Source organism: Rhodococcus sp. RS1C4, assembly GCF_002258225.1.
Classification (GTDB): domain Bacteria; phylum Actinomycetota; class Actinomycetes; order Mycobacteriales; family Mycobacteriaceae; genus Rhodococcoides; species Rhodococcoides fascians_E.
The window spans coordinates 91,246-105,634 of the sequence record NZ_NOXZ01000011.1 but is presented as its reverse complement, the minus strand read 5'-3'; the positions used below and the strand labels follow the sequence as shown (position 1 = coordinate 105,634).

General features: G+C 60.5%; 13 protein-coding genes. 4 read left to right on the top strand and 9 right to left on the bottom strand.

The window, feature by feature from the left end; genetic code table 11:
- Window positions 1–93 precede the first annotated feature (93 nt).
- On the top strand, window positions 94–960 hold the full coding sequence (locus CH289_RS04060; protein ID WP_094727330.1) for a crotonase/enoyl-CoA hydratase family protein: 867 nt from the start codon (window positions 94–96) through the stop codon (window positions 958–960).
- A gap of 27 nt (window positions 961–987) precedes the next feature.
- Here the strand turns inward: CH289_RS04060 and CH289_RS04055 are convergent, their stop codons facing one another.
- From CH289_RS04055 to CH289_RS04040, 4 genes are all read right to left on the bottom strand, one after another.
- A complete protein-coding gene (locus CH289_RS04055) occupies window positions 988–1,659 on the bottom strand; it encodes a TetR/AcrR family transcriptional regulator (RefSeq protein WP_179276714.1) in 672 nt (223 codons plus the stop codon).
- 128 nt (window positions 1,660–1,787) lie between these two features.
- The gene (locus CH289_RS04050) at window positions 1,788–2,564 is read right to left on the bottom strand and encodes an enoyl-CoA hydratase-related protein (RefSeq protein ID WP_094727328.1); all 777 of its coding nucleotides are present in this window, start codon (window positions 2,562–2,564) and stop codon (window positions 1,788–1,790) included.
- Between the two features lie 2 nt (window positions 2,565–2,566).
- Complete coding sequence (locus CH289_RS04045; protein ID WP_094727327.1) at window positions 2,567–3,073, bottom strand: nuclear transport factor 2 family protein; 507 nt, start codon at window positions 3,071–3,073, stop codon at window positions 2,567–2,569.
- A gap of 15 nt (window positions 3,074–3,088) precedes the next feature.
- Window positions 3,089–4,021: an enoyl-CoA hydratase-related protein gene (locus CH289_RS04040; RefSeq protein ID WP_256976999.1), complete on the bottom strand. Its 933-nt coding sequence runs from the start codon at window positions 4,019–4,021 to the stop codon at window positions 3,089–3,091.
- A 158-nt stretch (window positions 4,022–4,179) separates the two neighbouring features.
- On the opposite strand from CH289_RS04040, the gene CH289_RS04035 reads away from it, so the two are divergent.
- On the top strand, window positions 4,180–4,827 hold the full coding sequence (locus tag CH289_RS04035; RefSeq protein ID WP_094727326.1) for a carboxymuconolactone decarboxylase family protein: 648 nt from the start codon (window positions 4,180–4,182) through the stop codon (window positions 4,825–4,827).
- 15 nt (window positions 4,828–4,842) lie between these two features.
- Here CH289_RS04035 and CH289_RS04030 read toward each other — a convergent pair whose 3' ends face one another.
- The 5 genes from CH289_RS04030 to CH289_RS04010 are packed head-to-tail and all read right to left on the bottom strand — an operon-like array spanning window position 4,843 to window position 10,854.
- Complete coding sequence (locus CH289_RS04030; RefSeq protein WP_094727325.1) at window positions 4,843–5,829, bottom strand: NAD(P)H-dependent flavin oxidoreductase; 987 nt, start codon at window positions 5,827–5,829, stop codon at window positions 4,843–4,845.
- Window positions 5,826–6,737 (bottom strand): SDR family NAD(P)-dependent oxidoreductase, encoded by a 912-nt coding sequence (locus CH289_RS04025; protein WP_094727324.1) that lies wholly within the window; start codon window positions 6,735–6,737, stop codon window positions 5,826–5,828. The genes CH289_RS04030 and CH289_RS04025 overlap by 4 nt, the downstream gene beginning before the upstream one ends.
- A complete protein-coding gene (locus tag CH289_RS04020; RefSeq protein ID WP_094727430.1) occupies window positions 6,731–7,483 on the bottom strand; it encodes an SDR family NAD(P)-dependent oxidoreductase in 753 nt (250 codons plus the stop codon). The genes CH289_RS04025 and CH289_RS04020 overlap by 7 nt, the downstream gene beginning before the upstream one ends.
- A 5-nt stretch (window positions 7,484–7,488) precedes the next feature.
- Window positions 7,489–8,817 (bottom strand): histidinol dehydrogenase, encoded by a 1,329-nt coding sequence (gene hisD / locus CH289_RS04015; protein WP_094727323.1) that lies wholly within the window; start codon window positions 8,815–8,817, stop codon window positions 7,489–7,491.
- A gap of 60 nt (window positions 8,818–8,877) precedes the next feature.
- On the bottom strand, window positions 8,878–10,854 hold the full coding sequence (locus CH289_RS04010; RefSeq protein ID WP_094727322.1) for a flavin-containing monooxygenase: 1,977 nt from the start codon (window positions 10,852–10,854) through the stop codon (window positions 8,878–8,880).
- A 210-nt stretch (window positions 10,855–11,064) separates the two neighbouring features.
- On the opposite strand from CH289_RS04010, the gene CH289_RS04005 reads away from it, so the two are divergent.
- Both CH289_RS04005 and CH289_RS04000 read left to right on the top strand, forming a co-directional pair.
- Window positions 11,065–12,711 (top strand): class I adenylate-forming enzyme family protein, encoded by a 1,647-nt coding sequence (locus CH289_RS04005; protein WP_094727321.1) that lies wholly within the window; start codon window positions 11,065–11,067, stop codon window positions 12,709–12,711.
- Window positions 12,712–12,842: 131 nt separating this feature from the next.
- Window positions 12,843–14,249, top strand: coding sequence for an MFS transporter (locus CH289_RS04000; protein ID WP_094727320.1), 1,407 nt, complete (start codon window positions 12,843–12,845; stop codon window positions 14,247–14,249).
- The last annotated feature ends 140 nt before the right edge of the window (window positions 14,250–14,389 follow it).

Genomic DNA, 14,389 nt, shown 5'->3' with positions numbered 1-14,389 from the left:
GATCAGTTGACAGGTACGGGGTGTGGTTGCCATCGGCAATGTCGGACAGCTGTCACATTGGCTTTATGAGGTGATCTGTAATAGAGGAGAGCAATGAAATTCCAGACGCTCGATTGGTCCGTCGACGAAGTCGGTATTCTTGTTCTTACCCTGTCGCGGCCTGAGTATCTCAATGCATTCTCGGTGACGATGGCCGGGGAATTGGAACGCGCATTCCAGCAGGTGCGCATCGACCCAGCGGTGCGCGCGGTCGTGGTGACCGGTGCCGGTCGCGCGTTCTGTGCGGGCATGGACCTAGCTGTAGAAGGAAATGTCTTCGGGTTGGACGAGACGCTGAGTCCGACGGTGTCCGACATGCGCGAGCGGTTGGCCGAAGAGCCGTTTCAGTCCGGTGTTCGGGACACCGGCGGAAAAGTCACACTGGCCATCCATTCCTGCGACAAGCCCGTCATTGCTGCGATCAACGGTGCGGCGGTCGGTATCGGCGCGACGATGACTCTTGCGATGGACATTCGCATGGCGTCGACCGATGCAAAGATTGGCTTCGTGTTCGGCCGTCTCGGCATCGTTCCCGAAGCCACGTCTTCGTATTTCCTGCCGAGAATTGTCGGCCTGCAAACAGCGCTCGAATGGGTTTACTCGGCAGATATTCTCGATGCCGAACAGGCACTGGCGGGTCGGCTCCTCAGGTCGGTGCATGCTCCCGAGGAATTGCTCTCTGCGGCAATCGAGCTGGCCCGAAAATTCGTCGTCGGGCGTTCGTCTTCAGCCATTGCACTGTCTCGTCGACTGATCTATTCCGGTGTCGGATCAGCACATCCCCTGGAGGCGCATCGACGGGACAGTCTGGCGATGTGGCACGCCTCGGTGGGTGACGGAAAGGAAGGGGTTGCCGCATTCCTGGAAAAACGAGAGCCGAGGTTCTCGGGTACGGCCGCGGACATACCCGATCTCGGGTGAACGGACTATCGCGCACTCGCTGCTTCATCAGTCCTCGGCTGCACCTTCTGCCATGATTCCGTCGAAGAATATAGCCGAGAACACGCGTGAAAGATCCTCTGCCGAGTAACGACTCTGGCCGGGCACGAACCACCTATGCGTCCACTGCGTCATGCCGAAAATACTGTTTGCTATCAATGTGTTCGACAGATCGGGTCTGAACGTACCATCTGCAACCCCTAGGGCGATGGCGTCCAAGAAATACTTCTCGATCTTGTGGGTGTTGTCCACCATCTCCTGGGCCCACTTGGAGTCGAGCGATGACACGCGACCCCAGTCCTCCTGCATGTAGACGTACATGTAGGGGTAGTGCTCCACCTGAGATGCAAGCAGCATTGTAATCAAAGCTTCTAGCGTTTCCCGCGGTCGTAGCTTCTTGGCCACGATCTCGTCAGCTCGTGACAAGTTGGTCACCACGGTGCTTGTGATGCACTCCTGGAACAGTTCTTCTTTGCTGCCGACATAGTAGTAGAGCGATGCCCGGTCGGTGCCGAATGCCGCCGCAACGTCGTTCAATGTCGCGGCGGCATAGCCCTTTTCGCGAAAGACTTCTGCAGCGACCCGGAGAAGCCCAGCTCGCTTTGCGGAATAGTCGGCCGAATTTTCGGTCAGCGCGCTCTTTCGTCGTTTTGCAATTCCGCTGACTGGTGACTTCGCCACAGCCCTGCCTCGCCTTCGTGACCGTCGCTTCTCGGATAGTTCAGTCAGTATAGGTTCGGCAAATTCCTCTGCGAGAGGCCACCGCTGACCGGCCTCGCTCGCGCTGTGGCTGCGAGCGGCTCACGGCGTCACTTACCCGCCCACTGCGGCTTACGCCTCTCCTCGAACGCTTTCCGGCCTTCGAGGACGTCGGACGATGCGGCGTAGGCCTCGATCAGTTCGAACTTGGTCGACAGTGCCACTTCCAACGGGTACGAGGCTCGGGAGAGGACGGCGTGTTTGGCTGCCTGTTGAGCCAACGGCGACGCGGTGGTGAGCTTCTTCGCCCATCTCACACCGGCCGCGTCAAGGTCCTCGAACGGGACCACTTCGTTGACCAAACCGTACGTCAGGGCGTCTTGCGCCCCCATCCGATCGCCGGTGAGGATCAACGCCATGGCGATACGATGCGGGAGATGGCGAATTGCCCGATGCACGACGCCGGATTCGCCGATTATTCCGGCTTTGACCTCCGGAAGGCCGAATTGTGTGTTGTCTGCAGCGACGATGATGTCGGCGCACATGGCAAGCTCGAACCCGCCGCCGAGGACGTAGCCCTGGACAGTCGCAATCAGGGGCTTGTTCAGTACTCGAAGCGGTCCACCGATACCGGTCAGACCGCCTCCCAGCGCACGCCGGGATGGGCTCGCCGCGGTACCGCCGCTGATGTCGGCACCTGCGCAGAATGCTCGTTCGCCGGTTGCTCCGAGCACGGCAGCCCAAATATCGGGGTCGTTGTCGATTTCGTCCCACCTACCGGCCAACTGCTCGTCGACGTCGGCAGAAATGGCGTTGAGGACTTTCGGGCGGTTCAAGGTCAGATACGCAACATGCTCTCGGACCTCGTAGAGGAGTTCGTCGGACACGATCAGCCCTTCTTCTGCAGGCGTGGCGTCGGAACGAGCGCGTCGGCCTTCGCGTGGTAGTTCTCGGTGCCAGCGGTCTTCTGTTCGCGACGTGAAATCTTCCAGCCATCGTCGGTTCGGGTGAACTCGTCGTGATACTGGGCGTAGACGATTCCGTCCGGACGATCTCGGTAGTACTTGTGCCATGCGTACAGAACCGAGCGCACGTTCGCGGTGTCCTTGTCCACGAAGTCGATCACGATGTTGCTGACGTGGTGACTGGTGCCCGCGAAGAATGCTGCGATTCCGGTCTTGTCGTTCGAGAGAACGTGCAGATACTTGTCCGCGCCGGTCGCGCCGTGGGAGGGACCGTACGCAACGTACAGGTCCTCGACGAAGAGGGGGAGCATCGACTGCGGGTCGGCTGCATCGAGATGAAACGCGTACTGGAAGAGGACTCGTTCGATATCCCTTTCGTCGGTAAGACGCTGTACGACTTCCATAATGTTGTCTTCGTTGACCGAAGTCATGACGCTCCATTCATTTCAGGTGTCGATCCGGATCCATGGTTCACGCCAGTCTACGGTCATGTTGACGGAACCGTCAACGGTTTCGTTGCCTGCCGAAGGAATGGTCGGAGTCGGTGCCGAGAGATCGGAAGTCGGTGCGACGCGGAAAGATTCGATTACCGACTTCAGGCCTTCTTCGGCGATTCGGGCACGCAAGGCTGCCACCTCTGGGGTCATGTGGGCCAGTGCGTCCGCATCGGCTACGGCTCCCAGCGCATTACGGGTTCCCATTGCCTCCATCGCGCGATTGATCGAAACCTTCTTGATGGTCAACAGGTTGGGCGGCACCTGAGCGATTCTTCGTGCGAGCGAGGCCACGCGCGCTACCAGTTCGCTTTCCGGGACGGCGTGATTCGCCCAACCCCACTCGACTGCGGTTCGTCCATCGATGCTGTTGCCCGGAACGAATGCAAATTCCTTGGCCCGTTTCGGTCCGACGAGAGTCGCCCAGACGGGCGAGACATAACCGGCCCCGATCGGAATGGTGACTTCGGCGATTTTCGCGTTCTCGGTCACGATAGTGATATCGGTGAAGGTGGCAAGCTGCGTTGCTCCGGCGACGCAGTATCCGTGAATTGCCGCGATGACCGGCTTGGGGTGGTCCCAGATGGCGAGATACCGATCGATGTTCCTCTGCAATCGGGTGCGATCGGCCACGGGGTCCGCTGCCCTGGTCGGCGCGACCTGTCCGAGGTCGTATCCGGCGCTGAAACCCTTGCCCTCTCCCCGGATGGCGATCACCGGTTCGCCTGTATGTTTCAGCCGCGCAAGTGCGTCGGAGAACTCGTCGAGCAGTTCGTTGGACAGCGCATTGGCCTTGTCCGGTCGATTCAGCACGATCCAGGACACGGGTGTGTCGTGCTCGACCCGGATGTTGACGTAGTCGGGCATAGCTGGGTGTTCGGGCATGTGGCTCCTTGATTCGATACGCGTCCAGTCGAGGCGAAGCTTCCGTACTCGTCACAGTAGGCAGCCTGAATCATTCCCGTCAACACTAGTGTTGCCAACTTGGCGACGCGGTCGATAAGCTTGGCTGTACCAGCATTCTTTGATCCACGAGGAGAGTCGTGACAGTCAGTCAGCAACAGATCGACACGCAAGCCGCACGCCTGTTGGAAAACGTGTCCGTCGGTGACGATCTCACCGAACTCCAGGTCGCGCTGATCCAATTCGCACTCCGCACCACCTCCTCGTCCCTCGACACCGCCGGAAGCCGGCGGTGGGCGGAACGTGCCGTTGCGGCCGGAGCGACATTCGACCAGTTGCACGAGATCGTCACGCTGCAATCCAGTGTCGGAGTCCACGCATTCTTCGAAAGTTCGCGTGCCCTGGCATCGGCGGCGTGCCCGGAAGGTGGGTGGCCGCCCCTGGACGAGCAGCGACAAGATTTGTGGGACAGACATATCGGTGGCACGAAGTACTGGACGACCATGCAGGAGGAGATTCCAGGGTTCTTGGAGTCCCTGCTCCGAATGTCACCGGAAGCATTCGAAGGATTCATTACCTATTGCGGACTACCGTTCCGGGCACAGCTGGTTCCGAACATTACGAAAGAACTCATCAGCATGGCGTCGGATGCAGCGACAGCGCACAGATACCTACCGGGTATGCGGATGCATCTACGAAATGCCGTCAGAATGGGCGCAGGACGTGCAGCTATTGATCATGCGCTGAGGCTCGGTGCCGAATCTCCGAGCTTCATCGGCGTCGAATAGGGCGGTGCATCGGCCTCACCGCTTGGATGAGACGAGCCCCACCAAGCGGCCGGCGATCAATCTCTCGGCGTCGTCGATGATCTTCTTCACGACATCCGCACACGATGGAACGTCGGTGACCAACGCCTGACTCTGCCCGACCCACCACAGTCCATCATCCATCCGGCCTTCCTCGAGCACGTTCTGCCGCCCCCGAGCACCCGACGCCAGCGCTGCGATGTCCTCGAATGTGGTTCCTTCTCGCTTTTCGACGTCGAGGATCTCATCAGACACTGCGTTCTTGGCAACTCGCGCGGTATTGCGGAACTTACGAAATATCAGATTGGTATCGCGTTCGGTATTGGCCACGATGCGATCTTTGACGTTGGCGTGTACAGGAGCTTCCGCCGTCGCGACGAAGCGGGTTCCCATATTGATTGCATCCGCACCGAGCGCGAGAGCTGCGACGAGGCCTGCTCCGGTAGCGAATCCACCCGAAGCGATGATGGGTAGATCTGTTCGCGCCGCGACGGCCGGAATCAGGACGAGACTGGATATGTCGTCCTCGCCGGGGTGACCTGCACACTCGAACCCGTCCACGGACAACGCGTCGACGCCGAGCTTCTGCGCGGAGACCGAGTGCCGGACGGCCACGGTCTTGTGAATTACTTTGATGCCGGCGGACTTCAGTGACGGTAGATGGTCTTTCGGGCTCGAGCCGGCTGTCTCGACGATCTTTACGTCGTTGTCGATGATGACCTGGCGATACTCATCGTAAGGAACGGGCGCGATCGTGGGGAGAATCGTCAGATTTACGCCGAACGGCCGATCCGTCAGGGCCTTCGTACGTCGAATTTCCTCGTCCAGGGCTGTGGGCGTCGGTTGCGTCAGAGCCGAAAGAAAACCCAACGCACCGGCATTGGCGACGCCGGCGATCAAAACAGCCCGCCCCACTCCGGTCATGCCGCCGCACACTATCGGGTGTTCGATGTCGAACTCTTGCGTGAATCGGGTGGAGATCATCCGGGTTCTTCCTTGCTGAGGTGGGGGGTGAGCTTCCGAGGCGTAAGGTCCGACGCGCCATCTCGGAGGTCCTGCAAGCGCGCCTCGATCTCGGCGTCGGGGTAGCCGTGAGTGAGTACCGCGTTCTGCCTCTTCAGTACGGCTTCGACGGCGAGCTCGCCCAGGGTCGCCGCCCGTATCGGGAGATTGTACGTAAGGGTCGAAGCTCGTTCGGGCTCATAGGCAACAATATTGCGAACCGCTGATCTGTCGGAGTCGGGACGCAGGCGCTCACTGGTCGCGATCGAGGTTGGGATGAGGCCTGGGTACAACACGGTGACGCCAAAGTCGTCGCCGTGGTCCTCGAGTTCGTAACGCAACGCGTCGGACAGCGCGGTGACTGCGGCTTTGGAGGCCGCGTAGGGTGCGTGTCCAGGAGCGATGTCGAGCGCAGTCACCGATGATGTGTTGACCAAGTGTTTGTGGCCGGGCTGCTCGCGCATTCGGGGTACGAAGCTGACTATCCCGTGCACAACGCCGAAATAGTTCACCTCCATGGCCCACGCAAAGTCTCTGATCGACGCGTTCCAGGATGCGCGGTGGGGCCGCATCGACACGCCGGCGTTGTTGCACAGAACATCGACTCGGCCGTGCCGTGAGAAGACTGAATCGGCGAGAAGTTCGACCGACTCTGCATTGCTGACGTCGACTCGCGCAGCGAAGGCGGTGCCGCCGAGCTCGGACACTTCGGTGACGAGTCCGGTCGCAGCCGCTTCGTCGATGTCTGCAACGACAACTCGAGCTCCACGAGCGACGAACGACAACGTCATCGCTCGCCCGATTCCGGTCGCGGCACCGGTGATGACGACGACGGATTCGCTGTTCAACGATGCCCCGGTCATGTTCATGCGTTCCTTACCTTCTACCATGCGGTGTAGCCTCCGTCGACCAAAAGTGTATGGCCGGTGATCAGACTGGCTGCGTCCCCGGCCAGAAAGGCGACGGCACCGACGATATCCTCAGGTTCCCCGAAGCGGCCCAACGGGATTCGAGCGAGTAGTTTATCGCCCCACCCGGGTCGCGACAGGGTGTCGGCGGTGAATTCGGTTCGGACGAAAGTTGGGGCGACGGTGTTGACACGGATGCCGTGTGCGGCCCACTCGATTGCGAGAACTTTGGTGAGTTGATCGAGTCCTCCCTTGGTCGCGCAGTATGCTGCGCGTTCTTCGATGCCTACGGTGCCTGCTTGAGACCCGATGTTGACGATGGCACCCGGGGTACCGGCTGATACCCATTTCTGCGCAACGGCTCGAGTGAGGAAGAACGTGCCTCGCAGATTGGTGTCGACGACGGAATTCCACTGCTCGATCGTCACGTCGAGTGCCCGTGCGGGGTGATTGACTCCCGCGTTGTTGACCAGAATGTCGAGGGAGGCGCCGCGCAGGCGTGCAACGAAACGCTCGACGAAGGGCGCGATCGAGTCCACGTCCTCCAGATCGAGAACGAAACCTTTGGTGCCGAGGTCAAATTCGATCTGCCGAGCACCGGCCTCGGTTCTCGATGTCCCGTAGACCGTCGCGCCGAGGTCGGCGAGCGCTCCTGCGATTGCCTTTCCCAGACCCCTGTTCGCTCCGGTGACCAGAGCGGTCTTTCCTGAAAGTGAGAACGTGAGCACAGTGCCTACCGCGGTCGGACCGAGAGCGTGGCCGGAGCCCATGGCAACGGTGCGCCGCCGTACTTCGCTGCACGCACATCACCTGAACGGGCGTGGCCCTCGAAGTACTCCACCCGTGCAGCTCTGCCGCAGAGGGTTCCGAGTTCGGCGCTCGCGGACTCCGAGGTGATCTCCTGATAGGTGACGGTCTTCAGGTACTTTCCTACCCACAGCCCTCCCGTGTAACGCGCCGCACCGCGTGTGGGCAAGGTGTGATTTGTCCCGATCACTTTGTCCCCGTACGAGACACATGTCTTCTCGCCGAGGAAGAGTGCACCGTAGTTACTCATCGATTCCAATGCGCGACGCGGCGTGTCGGTCAAGATCTGCACATGCTCGGAGGCGAACGTGTCCGCGAGGGCGTAAGCGGCGTCGATGTCGCCGGTGACGATTACCTGTCCGTGGTCTCGCCATGCGACACCTGCGAAGTCGCGCGTGGGCATGTCCGGCAGGATCGCGTCGATATGCTCGATGACGCTGCGAGCGAGGGCCTCGGATTCCGTGATCAGAACGGCAGGCGAATCCGGACCGTGCTCGGCCTGGCTGAGAAGGTCCACTGCGACGATGAACGGGTCCGCATTGGAGTCGGCGACGATCAACACCTCGGTCGGCCCGGCGAACAAGTCGATTCCCACCTGGCCGAACAGTTGCCGCTTGGCCTCGGCGACGAAGGCGTTGCCGGGACCGGCGAGCATGTCGACTTTCCGGATGCTTTCGGTGCCGAGTGCCATGGCCGCGACAGCTTGCACACCACCGAGTAGATAGATGTCATCTGCACCTGCGAGATGGAACGCGGCAACGGTTGCTGCAGGGACTTCGCCTCGGATCGGTGGGGTGCAGGCCGTGACGTGTGGAACGCCTGCCACCTTCGCCGTCACGGTGGTCATGTGCGCGGATGCAACCAACGGGTATCTGCCGCCTGGTGCATAGGCTCCGGCTGCGGACACCGGCAGATTGCGTTGTCCCAGATGGACACCCGGCGACGTCTCGACCTCGAAGTCGTGCAGGGAGTCGCGTTGATGCTGGGCGAAAACTCTGACGTTGCGCTGTACGGTCTCGATGTCCGCGATGACCTCGGCAGGAACCGTCGAGATGATCTCGTCGATCCTCTCTGCGCTGAGTCTGAAGCTTTCCGGGCTCCACTTGTCGAATTTCTCCGAATATGCGCGGACCGCAGCGTCACCGCGGTCGCGGATGTCGGCGATGACCGTGGACACGGTGTCCGCGACCAAGGGGTCACCGGTGGTCGCGGTGTCGACTACCGCGGGTGTCTTCAGATGAAGTGTGTCGGGCATGATTGCCGCCTTTCTATGGTGCTGGTGGGGTCGGGAATATCCGATGCGACGGTGACTGCACTACCGTGCGTGCTGAACCGCACCGTCTTCGAGGATGTCGAAATCGTCGAGGTCGGGGTGTCTGACCATCTCCCAGTATTCGACATTGAGGAAGGGCATGACGAAGATGACTCGGCCCTTGGAATTGCGGTAGTAAGTCGCGAATCCTGGATGGGTCCACACCGTCTTGGAGTGCAGCGTATCGACGAGTTCGTTGTATCGATTCGTCGATTCTTCGGTCGCGCTGATAGCAGTGATGTTCTTGCGGAACATTTCGGCGAGAAGGTCACGGAGGTAACGAGCTTGAAGCTCCATGAAGTACATGAAGCTTCCGCTACCCGGTAGCGAGTGCGGTCCACCGAGCATGAAGAAGTTGGGGAACTGTGGAATGGAGACGCCGAGGTAGGCGCGAGGGTCGTCGTCGTCCCAGGCTTCGCTGAGATCGAGGCCGTCCTCGCCGCGTACCTCGAGCGAACTCAAGAAGCGTGCAGCCTCGAATCCTGTGGCCCAGATGATGACATCGACGTCGAGTTGTTCACCGGTAGACAATGCGAGTCCGGTCCGCGTCACATCGGTGACGCCGCTCGTGAACAGGTCGACGTTCTCGCGCTTGAGAGTTCGATACCACCCGTTGTCGAGGAGCATTCGCTTGCCGAAGGGCGGGTAATCAGGGACGGCTTTTTCGATCAGATCGGGTCGTCCTTCCAAGGCGGACTCGATGTACTTCGTCAGGAATTCGCGCTGTCGGTCGTTTCTTCGGTTTACCGACCGTTCGGGGTGCGGCCACGATGGATCCACCCGAAGCGCGTCGATGATCTTGTCGCCGTGCTGATAGAAGAGCCCTATCCAGTTCCACGCTCTGTACAGCGGAAGATGCTGCAGAAGTGTGCGTTCGGCGGTTGGTACTTCCTCGCGGAACTGGTCGAAGGGCGCAACCCACTGCGGTGACCGCTGCACGATGTCCAGGTGTTCGACGATCGGAGCGATCGATGGTGAGATCTGTTGGCTGCTCGCGCCTGCCCCGACGATCGCGACACGTTTGCCGGTGAGATCGAGGCCGGCCGGCCACCTGTTCGAGTGGAATTGAAGGCCCTCGAACTCCTCGCGCCCCGCGATCGACGGTAGTTTCGGCTGGTTCAGCGAGCCGACCCCACTGATGACCATGTTTGCGACATGGGTGTCCAGATCACCGTTCCGGTTGCGGGTGGTGACGGTCCACAGTGCGGTGTGGTCGTCGTACACGGCGCTCACGACCTCGGTCTCGAACGACACCGAGGTGCGCGCATCCAACGAGTCGAGTACTCCGTTGAAGTATTCGTAGAGCTCGTCACGAAGCTCGAAATGTCGGTCCCAGTCTCGGTAGTCGAACGAGAACGAGTAGAGGTGGCTCGGTGTGTCGACACCCGCGCCGGGGTATCGGTTCTGGTGCCACACGCCGCCGGCATCGGCACCCCGCTCGAAGACGGTGAACTCGATACCGAGTTGCTGCAGGAGGTGAATAGCGGCCAGCCCGGAAATTCCCATTCCGATGACAATGGCGCGCGTACCCGCCGGAGGGGTGATATCCGGTACATCGTCCTGCTCGCCGCTCTCGGCGGAGCGTCGACGCAGCTCCTCGGTCAGAATCGCTGCGTACCGCCGGTCGATCGGTTCACCGAGGAAAAAGCTCGCGGCCTTCTCCATGTCGCGAACGTTGTCAAGATCCAGCACAGGGCGCTGGTGAGCTAGCAACGACACGATCGCGTCGACGGCTGCGTCGCGGACGACGCGTTGATCGGCCTCGGCGATATCGCCGGTCGGGCGGGGTGAAACTCCGCGGAAATGGCTGGGAGCGAACCGCGGTCCGATCCAGGACTCGTCTCCGGTCACCTGATAGAGGACCATCAGCAGCACCGGTACCGAGGCCCCTTCGACTGCCTCGCGAACCTCGTCTTCTGTCAGCGCAGGTGCGCCGTGCGATCCGGCGTTGTGATGCACCGTGGTCGTCGTATTGGTCATCGTTCCTCCGTATCGAGATTCTGCCCCAGTCAACATGATCGTTAACGACTCGTCAACACTTGCGTTGAGGCCCTTGTCGTTGATCCGGCCGATCGTTAACGCGAGCGTTGACGACTGCGTGTGACCGGCCTAGTATTCGGACTCGGCTCGTGAAGCCCCGTCTCCAAAAGAACCGACTTGGGACGATCTAAGAATGCGAGGATCAGGTCCATGTACAACCAGTCCGTGTTCAGCGAATGCATGCCGCTCGGCGATATGCTCATCCGTTCCGGCGAACGTTTTCCCGACCATCCCGCATTCGTATTGCCGGACGAGACTCTGTCGTACCGGGAGATGACGGCGGGCGCAGTCCGTATCGGCCGCCTGCTCGTCGCGCTCGGCCTGAAGGCCGGCGACAAGGTCGGCGTGCTTGCGCCCAACTCACGCGAGTTCGTCGAGGCCGCGTTCGGCACGGCGCTCGCAGGCGCAGTGCTCGTGCCGCTCAACCCGCGTCTTCGCAGTCGCGAACTGAGTTACATCATCGCCCATTCCGAGATTTCGGTCGTGCTCACGACGGACGCACTCGCACCCCGCACGGACTTCCGCGCCGAACTGACTGCGGCGTTTCCAGGAGTGGCGTCGACCGACTCGCTGAGCTTGGCGCTACCCGAAGCGCCACACCTTCGAAACATCGTCATGTTGAAGGGTGACGGGGGCCCCGGAATTGTCGGCGCATCGGCGGTGGACGATCTGGCGCAATCGGTGACGAAGGGCGACATCGAGGTGCGAAGACAGCGGGTGCGACTGCGGGACGATGCCGTGATCATCTACACCTCTGGAACCACTGCTTCACCCAAGGGTTGCGTGTTATCGCACGAGGCTGTGACTCGAGGGCCCATCGGACGCACGGCGCAGGCTGTCCCGTTCCCGGAGCCGCGTGAGAACAGGGTCTTCTGGTCACCGGCACCGCTGTTTCATATCGCAGCATTGCAGGGCCTGATCGCCTGTGTAGCGATGGGATCGACGTATCTGACCGATGTGTATCTCGATGGATCACGCGCACTGACGATGGTGCGCACGTGGCGTCCGACCTCGCTGTGGCCAATGTTCCAGTCGGCTTTCGATACCTTGATGGACGCGGAGGGCTTCCGGGAAGACGACCTGGCGGACGCCACCTCGTTGATTACGGTCGGCAGTGCCGACGAGATGCGCTTCGTCCAATCGCGGTTCCCGAAAGCATTGCTAGTCAACGGATCTGGAATGTCGGAGATGGCGGGCCACTTTTCGTTGTCCACACCGGCGGACGACATCGAGCTGAGGGCGACCACCTCTGGGATGCCCACACATGGGGTCGAGGTCAAGATCGTAGACCCAGTGACGCTGTTTGTTGTGCCGGTCGATGAGCTGGGTGAGCTTTACGTGAAGGGTTACGCGATGATGACCCGCTACTACCGAGACCCGGAGCAGACCGCAGCCGCAATCGACGACGAGGGTTGGCTGCGCACCGGAGATCTGTTCCGCATGTTGAGTAGTGGGCATCTTCGCTACGAGGGCAGGCTCAAGGACATGATCAAGGTCGGTGGCGAGAACGTCCCTGCCATCGAGGTCGAGTCGTATCTGTGTACACACCCCGATGTCGTACTTGCGCAGGTCGTTGCCAAACGCGACCGTCGACTCGACGAGGTGCCCGTCGCGTTCGTCGAATTGCGTGAAGGTGCCACTGCAGGTGCCGATGACCTCATTGCGTTCTGTAGGGGACAGATTGCGAGCTTCAAAGTCCCACGGCAGGTGTACTTTTTGAACGCCGAAGAGTGGCCGAGGTCGGCCACGAAGATGAACAAGAGGGCTCTTCGCGAGGCGGCTGCAACTCGAGTGTGATCAACGGGTTTGTTGCCCGTTAATGTCGGCAACGCTAGTGTTGACAGCAATGGCGGCCGTTCTCGGTCGCATTTTCCCGCCGCGGCCGCTGCCGCTGCCGCTGCCGAAGAATCCCAGAACCGAGGAATCAGATGACATCAAAGCCCCTACCGCGCTCTGATCGAGCCGTGGAGCCGTTCGACGAACCCTCTGCCCGTCGGCGATTGTTCGGCGGAGCGGTCGGAACGTTCGTGGAATGGTTCGATTTTGTGACTTATGCGGTGACAGCACCGACTCTCGCGCTGTTGTTCTTTCCGAAGTCCAATCCCTCTGCGGCCGTTCTGGGTACGCTCGCAATCTTCGCGGTCGGCTTCATTGCCCGGCCATTGGGCGGAGTCGTGTTCGGGTATCTCGGCGACAAGTACGGTCGTATCCGCATCATGGCATCGGTGATCTTGCTGATGGGTGTGGCCACGGGGGCGATCGGATTGTTGCCGACCTATGCCAGTATCGGAATTGCTGCCCCCATCCTTCTGCTGCTCTTCCGTTTGATCCAGGGATTCTCCACTGGTGGTGAGCATTCCGGGGCGCTGAGTTTCGTAGTGGAATCGGCTCCGTCGGACAAGCGCGCATCGTGGATCGCCATCATCTACGCAGTGACCATTTTGCCGAGCCTGGTGCTCGGCTTCGGGATCATCGGGCTGCGTGGAGCGATTGGCGACGACGCGTACACCGACTGGGGTTGGCGCCTACCGTTCTTCCTCGGTGCACTTCTTGCGTGTGGCGGTCTCTGGATCCGCTTGAAGCTCAGCGATCCTCAGGAGTTCGTCGAGGCGAAGAAGGATCGGGTAGCTGCGCGTAAGAACCCGCTCAAGACTGCAGTGGTCGAGGAATGGCCTGCACTGTTGCGGGTGTTCCTGCTCCTCGCGCCTACGCTGATCGCCTATTACCTCGGGATCACGTACCTCTACACCCACATGGTCTCGAACCTCGGCATGAATCCGAACACCGCCTTGCTGGCCAACACGCTCGCCGGGGCATCCATTGCGATTCTAGTTCCCGTCCTGGGGCGCGTGGCAGATCGTGTCGGCCGAAAGCCGTTGATGTGGGCAGGCGCGACTTACATGACAGCTGTCGCGTTCCCTGCGATGTTCCTGGTCAATACCGCTACGTTCTGGGGCGCGTTCGGCGGCAGCTTGCTACTCGCCTCTGCTACGTCCCTATTTGTCTCTGGGTCGATCGTGACGATGCTGGAACTCTTTCGGACGTCTAGCAGGTACTCGGGGCATGGGTTGTCCTACGGAATGGGCACAGTCGTATTCGGAGGCTTTACACCGATCATCGCCGGCAGTCTGATAGACGCTGTCGGTCCGTCTGCTCCTGCAGTAATGGTAGTTGCCGCAGGAGTTTTAGGCATGATCGTCTTGCGATACACGCCTGAAACCAGGGATGTTGCTCTCGCCACCGCAGCCTCGCGGTCCGTCGCAGATTCTGTGTCCGGTGGTGCAGCGAACACAAAGCCCGGCATGCACGCTGAATCTGACAACTATCGAGGTTGAGCCGGTTTGCAAACCAGTCTCAAACGTTCGGACGTCTGGCGCCTGGAACATCTCTTTCTTTGACCGACTACTCGAGAGAGGTGGCCCCAATTCGCCCACAGCAATGGACTCGATGAGTTTGGCATTGTCGAAGAACAGGG